We start from the raw sequence: 18,606 nt of genomic DNA on the forward strand, positions 1-18,606 counted from the left end.
GTAACAACAATTTTCTTGTTTAAACAATTATTTGGATGATTTTAACTTGCCCAGCATTTTTTCGATGTACTTTTCGCTGGCCATTAAAGAGCGTTGTATTCGCGTGGCGTACACAATGGATTCTGTTACTTCCTTTTGTTTTTGTTCAACCAGGGCTTTTTGTTTTAAGATGATCAGATTCGCTTTTCTTTTTTCCTGCAAACCCCGATAGATGAAAAAAGTAAACACTAATACAGCCAATAGAATAATAGAAAAAGAAACAAAAATAATTTTATTTCTGGCTCTTTCATTTTCTTGTTTTTGCAGAAATAATTTTTTTTCATTTGAAGCAATCAATTTTAATTCACGTTCACGGGCTTCCATTTCAATCTGATGCTTTTTCTTCATGGTTAATTGCTTAGTTTCATCATTTGAAATACTATCGCGCATGGTTATGAAATTTTTATACATTTCGTGTGCTTTTTTATAATCGCCTTTACGAACATATAACTCATTCAACTCTTGGTAGGAATCTTTTAAATGAGTTGGACTTTGCAGTTTTAAAGCCGCCTCAAAAGCCGCTTTAGCATACTTTTCAAAAAGGGGAATGTTATTAATTCCTTTATAAAGTTGTGTAAGTGCATTAAAATTATTAAAAATATATTCAATATCACCTAATTTTTCAGAAATCTCCAAGGATTTTAAAAAATTTTCTTTTGCTTTCTCGATTTGTTGAGTACCCATATAAACATTTCCGAAATTATAATATGACATAGCAATTCCCGCCATTTCTTTTAAATCCAAACGAATGGCTAAACTTTGCTTGTTTAATTTCAAAGCTTCTTCAAATTCGTTTTTTCCACTTGCGATTATTGCTAAATTGTTGTATGCTAAAGCTTCCAGACTTTTATCACCGGCCTTGCGCGCGGTGGTTAAACACTTTTCAAAATACAGTTTAGCATCTTCTTTTAGATTTTGCTGATGGTAAATGATAGCTATATTGTTATACGACTGTGCCATACCTTTTACATCACCAAACTCTTCTCTGATTTTTAAACTTTTTTGATGGTAATACAAACATTTGTCTACTATACCTTGATGAATATAAGAAATAGCCAAGTTGTTATAGGTTTCGGCAAGTCCGTTCCTATTATTTTCAGTTATTAGAATTTTTTCGCATTGATTAAAAATATGAATAGCAGAATCAACCTGGCCTATACCTAAAAAAGACGCTCCTAAAGCATTTAAAGAGCCTAATTTCTTTTCATTTTTTAAAGAATCCAAAATGGTGAACGCTTTTCTGAAATAAGGAATAGATTCTTTTATACCAAAATACCGATAATATAAATTTCCGATTCTATGATTAACTAATCCTTTATAATAGAATAATTTGTTTTTAATGGGCGAAGGTGCCTTTAATTTACTTGCAATTACATTTAAACTTTGATTATAACTCAATAAAGCTGAATCAGGTTGATTTTTGGTCTGTAAATTAGCTATTTGAATGAGTTTTTTTACATAAGAAGTATCGTTGGTTTCTTTTAGTAATACTGTCCGCAAACTATCAATTTTACTTTGCTGTGCATGTATAAGCGATGAAAATAAAAACACAAGGAATAGATATTTTAATTTTGAATTTGCCGTTAACATGATGTTTCTTGTTTCTTGTTTCTTATTTTTTATTTTCTTTTATCCATCTTTCCACTAACAACTCCCCCGTTTCAACACTTTGTATACACCAGTTTAAATACACATCCTTCATTTCTTCTGCTTCTAATCCATAAGCAGGCACGTGTTTTCTTATCTTATTACTTAATTCGTACATACACAAGGCAGCACTCACACTTATATTAAAACTTTCGGTAAAACCATACATGGGAATTTTAACAAACTCATCCGCTTCTTCTTTAACCGCATCACTAATTCCTTCTAATTCTGTACCGAAAACTAAAACAAATTTCGAATCTACATTTAAGTCGGTAATCACCTGCTCATTTTCATGTGGTGTGGTGGCAATTATTCGAAATCCATCGGTTTTTAATTTCCTTAAAATTGCTTTCACATCGTAATCCGGTTGAATAATGTGTTTATGCAGGGTTAACCAATTGCTGCTTCCTAAGGCAATTTCATCGCTTATTTTTACTTGATTTCTGTCTTGTATAAAATGTACATGTTGTACGCCAAAACAATCGCAACTTCTTAACACAGCGGCGGCATTGTGCCCCTGAAAAACATCTTCCAATAGCACATGCATATGCCCCATTCTGGCAGTCAACACTTCTTTAAACCTGGATAGTCTTTTTTCGGTAATAAATTGTTCCAGGTATGTAATTAACGCGTTACGATCTTCCGGTTTCATTTGCAATGGCAAAGTAAACAAATTTGTTTGAGAGTATAAACTTATATGTATATTTGCAGTGCATTTGGTTTACGGTTGTATTAAATAGCCGGAATTAAAAGGGAATAAGGTGAAAATCCTTAACAGACCCGCTGCTGTAAGTTCTGTAAAAGTTTAACATTCACAAGCCACTGTTTGCCTGAGGCAGACGGGAAGGCGTTAAACAAGAACGAGTCAGAAGACCTGCCAATGCATTAAATACTGAAGTTCCCGGGGACATGGAACAAAAGTAAAATGAAGAAAAAACGTAAACATATTACTTCTTATTTAGGCTTAGGTTTAGTGATTGGCCATTTCACTACCGTTCAGGCACAGGATACTATACAACTGCGGACCGTAGAAATAACCAATGAAAAAACGGAGCTATTTACCCAAACCAAGAAAATTGAAAAGTATGACTCCATAACCAAAAGCAATTTTGTTTTTCAGTCGCTGGGCGAAATGTTGGCTCTCAATTCCTCTATTTATATTAAATCATATGGGCCGGGTGCCCTTTCAGGAACCAGCATGCGCGGAGGTAACGCTTCGCAAACAGCAGTACTTTGGAATGGAATAAACATTGTAAATCCTTTAGTAGGTCAAAGTGATTTAAATTTATTACCGGTTTTATTGTTTGAAGACTTAAAAACAGAATATGGTGGAAGCTCCGCGGTATGGGGAAACGGTGCAGTAGCCGGTAGTATACTATTAGATAATTCTTTTGATTATAATCGGGGATTAAAAACCGAGGTTAATCTTTCTAAAGCTAGTTATAACACGGTAAAAATGTCGAGTAAAATCAATTATAGCACGCAAAGGTTTTCCACTTCCACTAAATTTTATCTCACTAATTCGCACAATAACTATTTATTTAAACCGGCCTTAACAGAAAAAGACAGTTTAATAGAATTAAATAATGCGGCATTTAGTATAAAAGGAATTATGCAAGAGCTGCGTTTTTTCATTAAAGAGAATCAGCTGTTAGAAATACATTGTTGGGCAGATGAAGCGTACCGACAATTACCCACATATAATGAAATACAAACGGCTAATGCTTTTCAAAAAGATGAGAATTTCAGAACCAACATTCACTGGAAAAAAAAGAAAAACAAATGGACCAATCAGGTAAAAGGCGGATTTTTACATAATGTGTTTATTTACGACAATGCCAATTCCCGCACACACACGTATAGCAAAGCCCTAAGTGGAATTTTAGAATCGGAAAATTACCTGGCGTACAAGCCAAATTCAAAATTACTTTTCGGGACTAATATTAATTTTTGCGAAGGAATAAGTGATGCCTATTTAAAAAGAGAACAATTGAATAAAATTTCATTGTTAATGGGCAATCATAGTGTTTTTTTTAATTCTAAATTAATAGTAGATGGGAATATAAGACAGGAATTTTTTAATACCGGCAACAAACCACTAACGGGGAATATTGCTTTGAGTTATTTACCAACAAATAATATTAAGCTCAGTGTAAACAGTGCTAAAATTTACCGACAACCTACATTAAATGAATTATACTGGTACCCCGGTGGACAAATAAATTTAAAACCCGAAGAAGGTTGGTCGCAGGAAGGGAATATAAACTACATTTTTAAATCACAAAATTTTATGGCAGAAATCAATGGGGCCATTTATAGTCGAAATATTAATAACTGGATACTTTGGTTACCCGGCACTAACGGTTCGCCTACTCCATTTAATATACAAAGTGTTTGGAGTCGAGGAACAGAAAGTAAATTAAAATTGGTTCACCAGAAAAATAAATGGCTATTTTCCACGCAATTGACCACTGCTTACACCCTTTCTACGGTTTTAAAAAACGAACAGGAAAACAGTGAAAATGAAGGTGCACAGTTAATTTATACCCCAAGATATACCGGAAATGCAAACGTAATTTTAGCATACGGAACTTTATCGTTTAACTATAACCAAAATTATACCGGATACAGATTTACGCTAAGTGATAATAGTCAATGGCTAATGCCCTACTCTTATTCTGACATTCGCATTTCCAAATCCGGACAACTCGGGGAACAAACCGGGTTTAGCTTTTTTCTGGCCGTTCTTAATTTATTTAATGAAGAATACGCTATTATTGCCGGGAGACCCATGCCACTTCGCACTTATGAAATAGGAATTAAATTGAATACACAATCAAAAAACAATAATAAAATAACTAATAATTAAGCCTATGAAAAAAACACTACTCACCATGGCCGTTGCTTTAATAACCGGCACTTTTTCAGCTCAATCCATTTTAGCTGATTTTGAAAGTTTCAGTTTACCGGCCAACTCTGCTTATAGCAGCACTGCAAGCATTTCGTTTAGCACGTCAAACGCCATTTTCCCCCATACCTATGATGTTGGATTCAGTTATTGGTCGGGAGGATTTGCTTACACCAATAAAACCGATTCGTCCACGGCCGGATCCGGAAATTTATACGGTGTTAAAGCGTACAAAGGGTATAATGCCTCCGATAAATATGTTGTGGGTCAAAACAATGGAATTATTAAGCTAACAGGAAATACCAATTCAGTTGATGGATTTTATATTACCAATACTACCTATACCTATAAGTCTATGAAAAACGGCGATATGTTTGCCAAAAAATTTGGAGGCGTGAGCGGAAACGATCCGGATTATTTTAAAGTAACCGTTAAGGGATATTTAAATGGAACCATGAAAAACGATAGTTCAGAATTTTATTTAGCCAATTTCACCTTTACGAATAATGCGCAGGATTATATTGTGTCTACCTGGCAATATGTGGTTACCTCCAATTTAGGACAAGTAGATAGCATTAAATTTTTTATGTACTCGAGTGATATGTCGGGTGGTTTTATGAATACTCCGGCATTTTTTGCCATAGATAATTTCAGTACATCACAAGTCGTTGGAATTGCTGAACACAAACAACAACTAAACTCCAATATTTATCCGAATCCCTTTCAAGATAAATTACAAATTGAGATTTCCGAAGTTGAAGAATTTGCACTTTGCATATCTGATTGTTATGGAAAAACGATTTACGTTGCTGACAAAATTTCAAAACAAACTTCGGTTGATTTAAGTACTTGGCACGAAGGCGTATATTTTGTAAAAATTACTGCTGACAATAAAACTGTGACCAAAAAACTAATTAAACAATAATGTTTAAGCATACATGTTATAGTATCCTGTTTGGAATCATCCTGAGTGCTTGTATAAAAGACAAGCCTCAGGTTGTTTCTTCACAAGCAGTAAACCTTAGCAATGCCTCTAAAATTCTAATTGTGAATGAAGGGAATTTTATGAGTAGTAATGCTTCGGTAAGCTTATATGATCCCGGAAGCGGAAGTGTGATTGAAGATTACTATAAAAATCAAAATGGAACTAGCCTTGGTGATGTAGCGCAAAGCATGTATTATTTCAACGGAAATTATTATACCGTGGTGAATAATTCCGGTAAAATTATGGTATGTAATCGTGATTTTAAGTTAACATCAACCATAAACGGATTTACATCACCCCGATATATATTACCCGTTTCAAACGGAAAAGCTTATGTAAGTGAACTGTACGGTAACCAAATTAAAATAGTTAACCTCAATACCAATCAAATAACAGGAGGTATTATATGTCCGGGTTGGACAGAAAAAATGGTAAAGGCTTATCACAAAGTTTTTATTACAAATCCGCAAAAAAACTATTGTTATGTAATAAACAGCATTAGCGATGAAAAAACCGACAGTGTTTTTGTGGGGATAAACGCAGCATCAATTGTGGTAGACGCCAATGATAAAATATGGGTATTAAGTTCCGGTGATTTGGCCAACTCCATTGCCCCTTTAATTTCGAGAATAAATCCCATAAGCCTTGAAATAGAATTAGCATATGCGATGGCTATGAGCGACCGTCCCACTGAACTTTGTTTAAATAAAAATAAAGACACTTTATATTATCTCAATAAGGGTATTTGTAAAATGTCTATACAATCCAACAGCACCCCTTCTTCCCCATTTATATCCGGTGGAAATAGAAATTACTATGGATTAAATATAGATCCACACAGCAATGTTATTTATGTAAGTGATGTGCTAGATTATATTCAGAAATCAAACGTGTATTTATTTGATGTAAACGGGAATGAGAAAAAGTTCTTCAAGGCCGGTATAATCGCGAATAGCTTTTATTTTGAATAGCGAGGATTAAAAGTATACGCTAATTCAGGTTTTTTGTAGATATTTGATATTGTGGTAAAGGCTATTAATATCATTTCCTTCGATATTCCATTCCCCGCTAATTATGGCGGAGTAATTGATGTTTATCATAAATTGAGATGGTTACATAAAAAAGGTGTAGAAATACATTTGCATTGTTTTGAATATGGCCGCAAACACAGTGAAGAGTTGGAGAAAATTTGTAAAACTATTCACTACTATAAAAGAAAAACAGGAATTGTTTCACAACTATCAGCACTTCCATACACTGTAAAATCGAGGCAATCCGAAGAATTAGCCCAGAATCTCTTAAAAAATAATTATCCCATTTTATTTGAAGTATTGCACACTTGCTACCTTTTGCGGGATGTACGTTTTATTAAACGAAAAAAAATATACAGACATAGTAATATAGAACATGAATACTACAAACATTTAGCTTCTGTAGAGCCTAACATGCTCAAAAAATATTACCTCACCAAAGAAGCCCTTAAGCTTGAAAAATTTGAACCGATTATTGATTTGAGTGATATCATTTTAGCAGTAAATGCCGATGATGCGAATTACTTTAGCCTAAAATATCAAAAACCCAAAGTGGTGTATTTACCCAGTTTTCATGCTAATGATGGCGTAGATATTAAATCGGGGAAAGGAGATTACGTGCTGTACCACGGCAATTTAAGTGTTTCAGAAAACGCAGACGCTGCTCTATGGCTGGCCGAACATGTTTTTTCTAAAATAAATCAGCCATGCATTATCGCCGGATTAAATCCTTCAGAAAGTTTAATCAATCGGCTCATGATGTTTAAAAACATTAAAGTAATTGCCAATCCGGATGAAACGGAAATGAATGGCTTAATTCAAAACGCACAAGTACATTGTTTATACACCTCACAAGATACAGGCTTGAAATTGAAATTATTGAATTGTTTATACAAAGGCAGATTTATAGTTAGCAATGCCAAAATGTTGCGGGGTACCGGAATTCAACAAAATTCAGGTTTATTTATAGACGAACAATTTATCCAAGCCATTCAAACTTGTTTTAATTCTGAGTTTAATGAACAATTAATTCACGAGAGAAAAGAACAACTCAAAGTTTTTGATAATTCAAACAATGCCGATAAATTAATTGAAACCGTTTTTGATGCTTAGGTATTTTACAATATTTATTTTCTTATTTAGTAAAGGGATATCACAGAACGACACGGTGCCTTTTATTATGGTGTTAGGCGTAGCGCAAGATGCCGGTTATCCACAAATAGGTTGCAATAAGGCCTGTTGCGAAAAAGCATGGAAAAATGATAGTTTGAAACAAGAAATCACTTGTTTAGCCTTGGTTTCACCTCAAGATAAAAAATGGTGGTTGATTGAAGCAACACCCGATATCAGCAAACAATTGAGAAGATTTTCAGAACTAACTCAAGGTGCTTATTCCTTTTTACCTGATGGAATTTTTATCACGCACGCCCATATCGGACATTATACCGGACTGATGCAGTTAGGCAGAGAGGCTATGAATACTTCTAAGGTGCCTGTTTATGTTTTACCAAAAATGAAAAAATTTCTGGAAACCAATGGTCCATGGAATCAATTAGTGAGTCTTAAGAATATTGAACTTAAAGATTTAAATACTAAATCAAGTGAAAAACTAAATAATTCGATTAGTGTTGAAACTTTTACGGTGCCTCACCGAGATGAATATTCAGAAACGGCCGGATTTATTTTTCGATTAAAAAGCAAAAAATATTTATTTATACCTGATATAGATAGATGGACTCAATTTAATGGCGACATTGTAAAAAAGGTGAATGAAATGGATTATGCTTTTTTAGATGCCACATTTTATTCGGAACATGAATTGCCGGGAAGAAATATTAAGGAAATACCACACCCTTTAGTTAAAGAAAGCATGCAGTATTTTGGTGGCAATTTTGAAATCAATCAAAAGAAAAAAATAATTTTCATTCATTTTAATCACACCAATCCATTATTAACAGATGAAAAACTGATACGGGAGTTAGAGGGGAATGGATATCAGGTGGCAAAAACAGGAATGAAAGTGTATTAATTTTCTTTTACTCCGACGCAGGATTTGTAATCATGGGGAAAAACAACATTCATTTGAATTTGTAATTCTGCTTAAATTACCTTGGCTCCGCAGGATTTGTAATCCTGCGGGAAGTCGCCAATCAATTGAATTTGTAATTCTGCGTAAATTATTTAATTTTAATTATGAGAAAATCCACGAAACAAACCATAAAAATTGATGGAGCAGCTTACTTTCTCACTTTAACCGTAGTGAATTGGGTGGATGTTTTTACAAGGCCAATGTACAAAGACGCAATTATTGATTCTTTGAAATACTGCAGGAAAGAAAAAGGATTGAATATTTATGCTTACGTAATTATGACCAATCACATCCATTTATTAGTGAATACACGTGATCCGTTTTTATTAAAAGATACTATAAGGGATTTCAAAAAATTCACTTCTAAAAAAATCTCTGCACTCATTCATGAATCACCTGAGAGTAGAAAAGAATGGATGATGCCCATTTTTGCAATGAATGCCGCTTTAAGTAAAAAACACCAAGAAATTAAGTTTTGGAAGGCCGGAAATCATGCTATAGAAACGTTTAGCGAAAAGTTTATTTGGGATAAGATTGATTATATTCATCATAATCCGGTTAAGGCCGGATTTGTGAGAGAACCTCAGGACTGGATTTATTCTTCCGCAACAAATTACTATGGGATGGACAGTGTTTTGGAAGTTGATTGTTTACCTCAAAGGTTGGTAACAGTCAGGTGAGGATCGCAGATCTTAGGTTTTTACTTGTTCCGCAGGATTTTAAATCCTGCGGAGCGTTTGCATACAAATCCTGCGGAGTGTTTAGTTTATTATTCATCAAAAAATTATTATTGAAAGCAAAGTGATTTGAAAGTTGATTGTTTACCTCAAAGGTTGGTAACAGTCAGGTGAGGATCGCAGATCTTAAGTTTTTACGCTTGTTCCGCAGGATTTTAAATCCTGCGGAGCGTTTGGCTAAAAATCCTGCGGAGTGTTTAGTTTATTATTCATCAAAAAATTATTATAGAAAGCAAAGTGTTTTGGAAGTTGATTGTTTACCTCAAAGGTTGGTAACAGCCAGTTGTGGATCGCAGATCTTAAGTTTTTACGCTTGTTCCGCAGGATTTAAAATCCTGCGGAGCGTTGAGGATCACAGATTTTACATTTTGATTTGTTCTGCAGGATCTAAAATCCTGCAGAGCGTTTGGTTACAAATTCTGCGGAGTGTTTTAATTCCTATCCAAAAATGAAAGCAGCATTTTGAGTAGTTATTTCAGCTACTTTATCAATTGAAACATTTTTTAGTTGTGCTATTTTTTTTGCTACTTCCAATATATACGAAGGCTCATTTCTTTTCCCTCTGAAAGGTACCGGAGCCAAATAAGGCGCATCTGTTTCTAAAACCAAATGTTCCAAATTTATTTGTTCTACCACTTTATCTAAACCCGAATTTTTGAAAGTAACCACACCACCTATACCCAATTTAAAATTACCCAAATCAATTATTTTATTGGCCTGTTCTATATTACCGGAGAAACAATGAAAAATACCTTTTGGTAATTTATCAAAGGCTTTTAATACAGTATAAATTTCATCAAAAGCATCTCTGCAATGAATAACAATTGGCAAATCAAATTCTAATGCCCAATTTATTTGTGTTTGAAAAGCATCAATCTGTTGTTTTAAAAAAGTTTTGTCCCAATATAAATCAATTCCAATTTCACCAATCGCAATAAATTTTCTTTTATCTAAAAACGATTTGGCTAAATTTAATTCTTCTAAATAATTTTCCTTTATACTGCAGGGATGAACACCCATCATGCTGATGCAATTTTCGGGAAACTTGGTTTCCAAATCAAACATAGCCTGATGCGATTCTGAATCAATGGCCGGCAAATAAAATTTTTCGATGTTATTTTTTAAGGCCTTGTGAATTAAACTTTCTCTATCGCCTTTAAATTCATCCAGGTATAAATGCGTGTGTGTGTCAACAAACATAATACCAATTTAGTTCAACGAATCTAAAGTGATTTTCACAATGTTGTTTAATTCATTTTTGCCTGCCCCACTCTGACTCATCACCCTTAAACCACAAAGCGTATTGTATAAAAACTGGGCGTATGAACGAGCCGGCTTAGATAAGGTTAAAACTTTTTTCTCCACAGCATCGTTTAACCAGGCGCTTAATAATTCCTGAACCTCTTCTTTATTATTACAAACCACTTGATTGGTTTTATAACACTGTTTACTCATTTCTGCTGCGGCATTAACTAACAAACAACCATTATCGTTTGGATTGGCAATTAAATGATTTACTACTTCTTTAAAAGTTACTTCTAATTTCTGTAAACCGTTTAAAGGCTTTTCATTAATTTTTTCGTAAGCGGCATCGCCTGCACTTTTGTAAAACTCTAAGGATTGCAGATATAAACTGTGTTTATCCTGAAAGGAATCGTATAAACTACTACGGCTTAATCCGGTTGCAGTTAATACATCGTCAATAGAGGTGCCATTATATCCTTTTTGTTGAAAAATATTGGCAGCAGCTTCTAAGACCTTCTCTTTATTAAATGATTTTGTTTTTGGCATGATTTGGAATGTTTAGTACGGTAAAACTATACAAACGGAATAGTTATTCCAAATAAAAAAATGTTAAAATTATTTGTTTTTCATGCGTAGTCTGATTTGGGTAACTACGCGTTTAGTATAGAGTGAAAAATCTCCATTCATTATCCAGGAATAATAGGAAGGATCTTTGGTGAACACTTCTTCTACTGTTTTATCTTTATACTTTCCGAAAGAAAATACTTCTTCATTTTTAACGTTGTAAATAATTCTGCCGGCTAAATCAACATTTTTAGTTCGAGCGCTAAGTTCGCTTAATGTACCTACTTCGTTTTTTATAGGAATAATTGAATTTCCTTTCTCATCTTCAATACTTAGCCCCTCATATTTTTTAAGTTGTGCTTTAAAAATTTCATAGGTAGCGGTTACATCTGCTTCTGCAGAATGTGCATTCTCAATCTTGGAATCGCAATAAAATTTATAAGCAGCTGCTAAATTACGGGGTTCCATATAATGGAAAATATTCTGCACATCAATTAATCGTCTTCCTTTCATATCAAAATCAAGTCCCACCCGTAAAAACTCTTCGGCTAATAAAGGAACATCAAATTTATTTGAATTGAATCCCGCTAAATCAGCATTCCCAATAAATTTCAATAAATCCGGCGCAACCTGTTTAAACACCGGTAAATCAATCACGTCTTTATCATAAATGCCGTGTATTTGTGACACCAATTCAGGAATTGGAATTTCAGGATTTACCTTTACTGTTTTAATTTCGGTTTCATTATTTACATTTACTTTTAATAAAGAAATCTCAACAATTCTGTCCAAACCTATAATTAATCCGGTGGCTTCAATATCTAAAAATACCAACGGTTTGGTTAAATGAATTTTCATAAATTAATTGCTATAGAGCTTAATGTTTTGTATGGCTTCATCAACACTTTGCTGCACTTTTAATAATTCATTAATTCGTAGAATAACTTCTTCTAAAAGTGAATCCGGACAAGAAGCTCCGCTGCTGATGACTATATTTAAATTCGGTTTTTGAGGTAAAAAATCTTTGGTCACCTTCATTTCCTTAGTTAAATAATTAAAGTGGTTGATTTCATTTAAGCTTGTGATTTCCTTTGCCGATGAAATAAAGTAAGTGGGAAATTTTCGCTCACACAATTCCACTAAATGAGAAGTGTTGCTGCTATTATAACCTCCAACAACTATAGCTAAATCAGCATCAGTTTCCAACAATCCTAATGTGGCGTTTTGATTTTCGTTGGTGGCATAACACAAAGTATCTCTTGTATCGGCAAAGTGTTCTTTAATTTTATCACTGCCGAACTTTTGCTCCATCACTCCTTTCAGATAATTGGCAATCTCTTCGGTTTCTGTTGCCAACATGGTAGTTTGATTTATTACACCAATTTTATTAAAGTGCTTTTGAATATCAAATTCCAATGAACATTTATTTTTAAAATCAGATTCAAAATCTTGTTGTTTGCCATTTCCTAATATATATTGAGCTAACACCTGAGCTTCTTTCAAATCTTTAACAACAACAACTGCTTTGCTATGATTGGCGCTTCGTGAAAAAGTAGATCTAGTTTCTTCATGATTATACTTTCCGTGTATAATTATAGTGTGATTGTTTTGGCCAATTTGCTCCGACTTTTTCCAAACCCGCTCTACAAATGGACAAGTGGTATTGTAAGCTTCAGTTCTAATGCCCTTCTTTTCCAACAATTCAATTAAGGGTAATGGTGCTCCAAACGCCGGAATTATCACTACATCATCGCTTTTTAAAACATCAAAAGAAATTAAATTTTTACCCAATGTATCTTGTAAAAATTGAACGCCTCTTTCCGTTAAGTCATTATTCACATCCGGATTATGAATCATTTGACTCAATAAAAAAATATTTTTACCCGGATTTTCATCCAAAGCTTTAAAAGCAATTTCAATTGCATTTTCAACTCCATAACAAAAACCAAAATGCCGGGCTATAAAATAATTTACTTTTCCAAAATTAAGGTGAGCAGGACGCATGTCTTTTTTGCGGGGGTCCTGATTTTTAAAAAACTGTTTTACGGCTGTAATAACCGGACTTCGATAAAATTCGGGTACATTAAATGTTTTCATCAGCTTTTAACTGCCCCGGTTGTGTATTTGGCCATAAATTCCATTGCCTTGTCAACCATATCAGCACTGCCCAAAAATAAGGGAGTTCTCTGATGCAACTCACGTATATCAATTTCCATTATTCTTTTAGTTCCGTTGGTTGCTTTTCCGCCGGCCTGTTCAATAATAAAAGCTAAAGGGTTACACTCATATAATAAGCGTAATTTTCCATTTGGTGATTTTGTAGTGGTAGGGTAAATATACACGCCACCGGTAATTAAATTTCTGTGAATATCAGCTACTCCGGAACCAATATAACGTGAAGAATAGGGACGATTAGTAACTTTATCTTCTTCCTGGCAATATTTAATGTATTTTTTTACTCCTTCCGGAAAATGGAGATAATTCCCTTCATTAATTGAATAAACATTTCCTTCTTTTTTAGTTTGCATTGCCGGATGCGACAAACAAAACTCTCCAATACTAGGATCTAGTGTAAAACCGTTAACGCCTTTACCGGTGGTATAAACCAACATACAACTTGAACCATAAATAATATATCCGGCGGCCACTTGCTCGGTTCCTCTTTGCATAAAATCTTCAAAAGTTCCGGCTCCACTTAAAGAGGTGCGTCTATATATTGAAAAGATGGTACCTACTGAAACGTTTACGTCGATATTTGAAGAACCATCGAGTGGATCCATGGCTACCACATATTTTGCATTTTTTGAAATTTCGGAATCTACCGGAATAATATCGTCGTTTTCCTCACTTGCAATAGCACAAACCTCTCCTCCTGCTTTAAGTGCGGCAATAAATTGTTCATTTGCAAAAACATCCAGCTTCTTTACTCGCTCTCCTTGAATATTTGTATCGCCTGTTTCTCCTAAAATTTCAACCAAACCCGCTTTGTTTACTTCACGGTTCACAATTTTAGCAGCAATACCAATATCCCGCAATAAACGTGATAACTCCCCTTTTGCATATGGAAAATCAGCCTGCTTTTCAATAATAAATTGACCTAACGTCTTTGAATTCATAAAATGAAATTTAGAAGGCTAAAGATACGAAAAATAAGGGAATAAGGCTTCTATTTGGAAAAATCTTCCTTGAGGAATTCTTTCCAATCACTCAGATTAGCAATAACTTGTAACTGGCGATAATGATAATGAAACTTTTCTTCGTCTTCTTGCGCATTAAGCAGATTAATTCTGTATCTATCAAAATTGGAAAGGGCAAAACGCTCTTCAGAATTCAACTTAACTCCGCTAAATTCTTTTTCGCGTAAATCATTAATGCTGGTAACTAAACCGGTTGTCTTCTTCTTGAGTAACTTTGATATAAGATCCATAAATACTAATTGCAAATTTAAGCTTGAAACGGATAGTAAATAAATAATTTCGATGTATATACTAACACACTCGTGTTAATTATATTTAACTTAGACGAAGTCATGCGTGTTGCTTTAATCTTCAATTTCATTCTTTTATTAGTTACCACTAGTAATTCACAAAAACTTCACAAGAGCAGATTTGAGTACGGATGGGCATTTATGCATCCCTATGCGGCAATTCATGTGAAAAAGATTTATAAAAATACAATTATGATTTATAAAGGGCCGGAAAATAAATTGGTTTTAGACAGCTTGGAAAGCGGAGGAAAATTGGATGCTTACCGCCATGTTTTGTTTATGGCAGCTTTTAGTCAGAAGATAAAAGCAAAGAAAATCAGAAAGCTTGGAATTGCACACGAAAAAGGAAATAAACATATGCATTACAAAAAGAAAATGGAACATGGCTTTTTACCCGACAGTATTGACACCGTAATGGATTTGCATAATAATGAGCTCGGAATCCGTATTGGATCTGAAAACAAGAGTTTGAATTATACAGAACTTTCTAATAAAGTAATTAAATCTTTACTTGAAGGTGAAGGAATTGTTACAAAGAGAAATAATCAGGGGAAATTTACTGATTGTAATGGAGAAGTATTGGAACAAGAAGAATTGGTTCAATGGAATAATAAGAAATGCTTAATTCGCTCCAATGAATAATTTTAAATGTACCGGCTCCTTAAATTCCTGTTTAAAAAATACCAATCCGAAATGATATAAATCTATTGTACAGGTTACCTGTTCATGGGTTTGTATTTTTTTCCAGGCAGCGGTCATATCTTCACTCCAATAAATATCATCTAATACAATTACCGTATCTGCATTCCTTGTTTTTAATATTTCATGGAAATAACGCATGGTGGCTTCACAGGTATGATTCCCGTCTAAATAAACCAGTCCTACTTGTTTTAATTGAGTAAGCAAATCCGGTAAAGTTTGATCAAAATTACCTTCTATTAATTTACAATTCGAAATTTGATTTTGTGAAAACAAATTTTTTGCAAATTGACATAAGGCATCACTTCCTTCTAAAACATAAACCGGCTTTTTGGGATTAGCCAGCGCTAAATACATGGAAGTTAATCCCAGCGAACCGCCTACTTCTATGCAATTTTCCAATTGTAAAAAATTGGCTAGTCTATATAAAAGCTCAGCCTGTTTACGAGTACTAATTCCGGATTTAGCAATTTCGGCAACCTGCCTTTTAGTGCCTACAAATTTTTTAGAACCGGCACCCAAATCTTTTATTTCTAAAATGCTTTTATTGTTTAAAAGTTCGTGACGTACTTTATTTAATTTTTCGAAATCGTAAAAAACATTATTGTTATAAAAAACTTGTTCGCACAACTTAAATACAAAAGGTGAATGCACATCGTGCCCTTTGCGTTTGGCCACAAAAAAATGTTGTATGTATTTAATTAAACTGCTCATTAACTCATATCACAAACGCAATACACTTTTTTTTCCGCTTCACTATACCGGTAATTTAATTTCGTTTCTTTTTCCAAATAATACAAACTTAAACTGAATAATTTTTTTTCAGGATGATCTTTATTCCATTTGCGTAAAACGTATTTACAAAATAAAGGTCTTAAAAAATACATATCATTCCTTTGCATATTTTCAGTTAATTTTCTCCAACGATCATTTTTATGCATATCTAATAAGGATTCCGGTTTTTTAAAGTCCACATAGTCTTGATTAGTCCTTAAATCCCACTGTCTTCCAATAGAGTCCATTCCATAATAAACATACCAGCCTTCTTTTTTAATGATACTGGGAGAAAACATTCCCCAATTCTGATTAAATCGAAATGTATTCACCGGAACCTGAAGTGTATCACTCAACTCAACAGGAAACCAGGATAATGTACTTAAATTGATAAATACACTTATCATTATCACGCCCACTAAAAATACTTCTTTAAGTGATTTTAAAAACCCCAATTCATATTGTGTTATCGAAGAATTCGTGTATGGATTTAGAAATTTAAATTTCCTTTCCAGTTTATCCAGAGTGGCACTTGGCAACAGGCCAACAGCCGTTATCAAATTAATGATAAAAAATAAGCCAACGTATAAGGTAAAAGCAATACCTAAATGAAGGAGTATCAAAATCCAAAAAGCAATTAATCTCCAGTTTCCTTTTTTAGAAGGTAAAAGTATAAGCAGCGGTAAAATTAATTCGGCAAAATAAACAAACACAGTAAGTCCTTTCATTAAACTTGGCGATTGGTAAATCCAATCTCCTACCGGAAAAATTCTTAACTGTTCTAAACTCAGGGCATAATAAATGGCGGTGAAATCGGGAATCCATTCTTTGCCTGTTTTTAAATTAACAGTGAAAAAATAAACGGAGGCCAGTAAAACATAAAATCCCAAACCGGATAACGAATAAAATGGTTGAGTTGTAGAATATTTTGAAATGGAATATTTTTTACCCCAGGGCAGAAAAATTCCCCAGAATAGTACTAAACGGAGTAGGTCATCACCCGATTGATTAATAAATAAATTCCGATTGTGTAACGATATATAAAACAACCAAAGAATTAAACTCATTAAGCTGCTGCGAAATCCGATTAATAATCCAATAGCACTTACTATATGAACCAGAAACAAAGTTTTCTGCCAAAGCACAGTATCAAATAATAAATGTAAACTCCAATAACCTTGCTTAAATCCAAATAGCTCCACTACCCGTTTCGGCCACCAACCTTCAGCGGAGTACATATCACTTATATCTCCCCAACGGATAAATAAATCAATTAGAATAACACAGGCTAAACCTATTCGCATGAGCGACAAGGCCCGTACATCCGGCTGATAATAGGCCGAAATATTTCGGAGTATATTATTTAATTTCCCCAATGATGTAAATTTAACGTTTTTACTAAACCTACATCTGCTCAGGATAAATTACCCCTTAAATTTTTCGATTAGCGTTACGCTGTGAAAAAAATAATTTTAAGCGGTCCGAAATTAGTCATTGCGATTATTACTTGTAAATCGCCAAATGTAATATACTAATGTTGCGATTGAACCCAAGGCCGATGCAAAATAAGTATATGCCGCCCAACGCAAGGCATCTTTGGCCTCTTCATGTTCATGTTGTGCGGTTAATCGGGCGTTATCTAACCAAACTAAAGCTCTTTTGCTGGCATCTACTTCAACCGGCAAAGTTACTATGCTAAATAAAGTAATTGCACTTTGTAATACAATAAAAAGCAAAATCATGCTATTCATTAATGTGGGAGAACTATAAGCTATAAAGGCCAAACCTAAAGTTAAAAAACTCATAATCTGACTTGAAATCTGAACTACCGGAACCATTTTACTTCTCATGGTTAACCAGGTATAAGAATCGGCATGCTGTATGGCGTGTCCGCATTCATGCGCTGCAACCGCTGCTGCCGCCACATGATGCCCCTCATAAACAGCGGCACTTAAATTTACCGTTTTGGTTAAAGGATTGTAATGATCACTCAATATACCCGCAACGCTAACCACTTTTACATCATAAATACCATTATCACGCAGCATTTTTTCGGCAATTTCTTTACCACTAAAACCTGAACTTAACCGAGCTTGCGAATATTTGGCAAACTTTGATTTTAACCGAGAACTGATGAATAAGCCTAAAAGCATAAACACCACGGCAATTATTATTAAAATTGGATCGTAATACATAATCTCTCTTTTTTTTCGTTAAACTATCAATTTAAGTGCCATATTTTCAATTCTGCCATTATTACATTATCACTATCACAAATCTATTTTACTTCCTTCTTTTTTGCTAAAATTCGTTAAGCCTAATGACAAAAATAACAAAATAGCTTTCCTAAATGTCAGCCGTACAATTAACAATGTACCTTTAGTAAATCAATCTTTAATTT

General features: G+C 33.9%; 18 protein-coding genes and 1 riboswitch. Of the genes, 7 read left to right on the forward strand and 11 right to left on the reverse strand.

Annotated elements, in window-relative coordinates:
* Positions 1 to 27 precede the first annotated feature (27 nt).
* Positions 28 to 1,539, reverse strand: coding sequence for a tetratricopeptide repeat protein (locus tag IPM51_07280; protein MBK9284109.1), 1,512 nt, complete (start codon positions 1,537 to 1,539; stop codon positions 28 to 30).
* A gap of 112 nt (positions 1,540 to 1,651) precedes the next feature.
* Positions 1,652 to 2,338, reverse strand: coding sequence for an RNA methyltransferase (locus IPM51_07285; protein MBK9284110.1), 687 nt, complete (start codon positions 2,336 to 2,338; stop codon positions 1,652 to 1,654).
* Between the two features lie 48 nt (positions 2,339 to 2,386).
* Positions 2,387 to 2,583, forward strand: a riboswitch (cobalamin riboswitch).
* Positions 2,584 to 2,611: 28 nt separating this feature from the next.
* Here IPM51_07285 and IPM51_07290 point away from each other — a divergent pair.
* The 6 genes from IPM51_07290 (at position 2,612) to IPM51_07315 (ending at position 9,379) form a co-directional block, all read left to right on the forward strand.
* Positions 2,612 to 4,555: a TonB-dependent receptor gene (locus tag IPM51_07290; GenBank protein MBK9284111.1), complete on the forward strand. Its 1,944-nt coding sequence runs from the start codon at positions 2,612 to 2,614 to the stop codon at positions 4,553 to 4,555.
* 4 nt (positions 4,556 to 4,559) lie between these two features.
* Positions 4,560 to 5,519, forward strand: coding sequence for a DUF4465 domain-containing protein (locus IPM51_07295; GenBank protein MBK9284112.1), 960 nt, complete (start codon positions 4,560 to 4,562; stop codon positions 5,517 to 5,519).
* Positions 5,519 to 6,550: a hypothetical protein gene (locus IPM51_07300; protein ID MBK9284113.1), complete on the forward strand. Its 1,032-nt coding sequence runs from the start codon at positions 5,519 to 5,521 to the stop codon at positions 6,548 to 6,550. Before IPM51_07295 ends, IPM51_07300 begins: the two co-directional genes overlap by 1 nt.
* A gap of 51 nt (positions 6,551 to 6,601) precedes the next feature.
* Positions 6,602 to 7,723 (forward strand): glycosyltransferase family 1 protein, encoded by a 1,122-nt coding sequence (locus tag IPM51_07305; protein MBK9284114.1) that lies wholly within the window; start codon positions 6,602 to 6,604, stop codon positions 7,721 to 7,723.
* On the forward strand, positions 7,716 to 8,639 hold the full coding sequence (locus IPM51_07310) for a pyrroloquinoline quinone biosynthesis protein PqqB (GenBank protein MBK9284115.1): 924 nt from the start codon (positions 7,716 to 7,718) through the stop codon (positions 8,637 to 8,639). Before IPM51_07305 ends, IPM51_07310 begins: the two co-directional genes overlap by 8 nt.
* 164 nt (positions 8,640 to 8,803) lie before the next feature.
* Positions 8,804 to 9,379: a transposase gene (locus IPM51_07315; GenBank protein ID MBK9284116.1), complete on the forward strand. Its 576-nt coding sequence runs from the start codon at positions 8,804 to 8,806 to the stop codon at positions 9,377 to 9,379.
* Between the two features lie 495 nt (positions 9,380 to 9,874).
* Here the strand turns inward: IPM51_07315 and IPM51_07320 are convergent, their stop codons facing one another.
* From IPM51_07320 to IPM51_07345, 6 genes are all read right to left on the reverse strand, one after another.
* Entirely contained in the window at positions 9,875 to 10,639 is a 765-nt protein-coding gene (locus tag IPM51_07320; GenBank protein MBK9284117.1) for a TatD family hydrolase, read from the reverse strand.
* Between the two features lie 6 nt (positions 10,640 to 10,645).
* Positions 10,646 to 11,227, reverse strand: a complete 582-nt coding sequence (locus IPM51_07325; protein ID MBK9284118.1) for a TetR/AcrR family transcriptional regulator — start codon at positions 11,225 to 11,227, stop codon at positions 10,646 to 10,648.
* A 69-nt stretch (positions 11,228 to 11,296) separates the two neighbouring features.
* The gene (locus tag IPM51_07330) at positions 11,297 to 12,103 is read right to left on the reverse strand and encodes a 3'-5' exonuclease (protein MBK9284119.1); all 807 of its coding nucleotides are present in this window, start codon (positions 12,101 to 12,103) and stop codon (positions 11,297 to 11,299) included.
* Positions 12,104 to 12,106: 3 nt separating this feature from the next.
* A complete protein-coding gene (locus IPM51_07335; protein ID MBK9284120.1) occupies positions 12,107 to 13,342 on the reverse strand; it encodes a 4-hydroxy-3-methylbut-2-enyl diphosphate reductase in 1,236 nt (411 codons plus the stop codon).
* Positions 13,342 to 14,361: a class 1 fructose-bisphosphatase gene (gene fbp / locus IPM51_07340; GenBank protein ID MBK9284121.1), complete on the reverse strand. Its 1,020-nt coding sequence runs from the start codon at positions 14,359 to 14,361 to the stop codon at positions 13,342 to 13,344. The genes IPM51_07335 and fbp overlap by 1 nt, the downstream gene beginning before the upstream one ends.
* 50 nt (positions 14,362 to 14,411) lie before the next feature.
* Positions 14,412 to 14,672 carry a hypothetical protein gene (locus IPM51_07345; GenBank protein ID MBK9284122.1) on the reverse strand — a complete coding sequence of 87 codons (261 nt, stop codon included), beginning with the start codon at positions 14,670 to 14,672 and terminating at the stop codon, positions 14,412 to 14,414.
* A gap of 102 nt (positions 14,673 to 14,774) precedes the next feature.
* Here IPM51_07345 and IPM51_07350 point away from each other — a divergent pair, with 102 nt between their 5' ends.
* Positions 14,775 to 15,374: a hypothetical protein gene (locus IPM51_07350; protein ID MBK9284123.1), complete on the forward strand. Its 600-nt coding sequence runs from the start codon at positions 14,775 to 14,777 to the stop codon at positions 15,372 to 15,374.
* Here the strand turns inward: IPM51_07350 and IPM51_07355 are convergent.
* The 3 genes from IPM51_07355 to IPM51_07365 all read right to left on the reverse strand — a co-directional run bounded on the left by IPM51_07355 (position 15,354) and on the right by IPM51_07365 (position 18,400).
* Positions 15,354 to 16,145, reverse strand: a complete 792-nt coding sequence (locus IPM51_07355) for a class I SAM-dependent methyltransferase (GenBank protein ID MBK9284124.1) — start codon at positions 16,143 to 16,145, stop codon at positions 15,354 to 15,356. The genes IPM51_07350 and IPM51_07355 overlap by 21 nt on opposite strands.
* Positions 16,145 to 17,581, reverse strand: coding sequence for a hypothetical protein (locus tag IPM51_07360; protein MBK9284125.1), 1,437 nt, complete (start codon positions 17,579 to 17,581; stop codon positions 16,145 to 16,147). The genes IPM51_07355 and IPM51_07360 overlap by 1 nt, the downstream gene beginning before the upstream one ends.
* Before the next feature lie 111 nt (positions 17,582 to 17,692).
* Positions 17,693 to 18,400 (reverse strand): zinc metallopeptidase, encoded by a 708-nt coding sequence (locus IPM51_07365; protein ID MBK9284126.1) that lies wholly within the window; start codon positions 18,398 to 18,400, stop codon positions 17,693 to 17,695.
* Positions 18,401 to 18,606: the final 206 nt, after the last annotated feature.

The sequence above is a fragment of the Sphingobacteriaceae bacterium genome (genome assembly GCA_016715905.1).
Taxonomy (GTDB): domain Bacteria; phylum Bacteroidota; class Bacteroidia; order B-17B0; family Aurantibacillaceae; genus Aurantibacillus.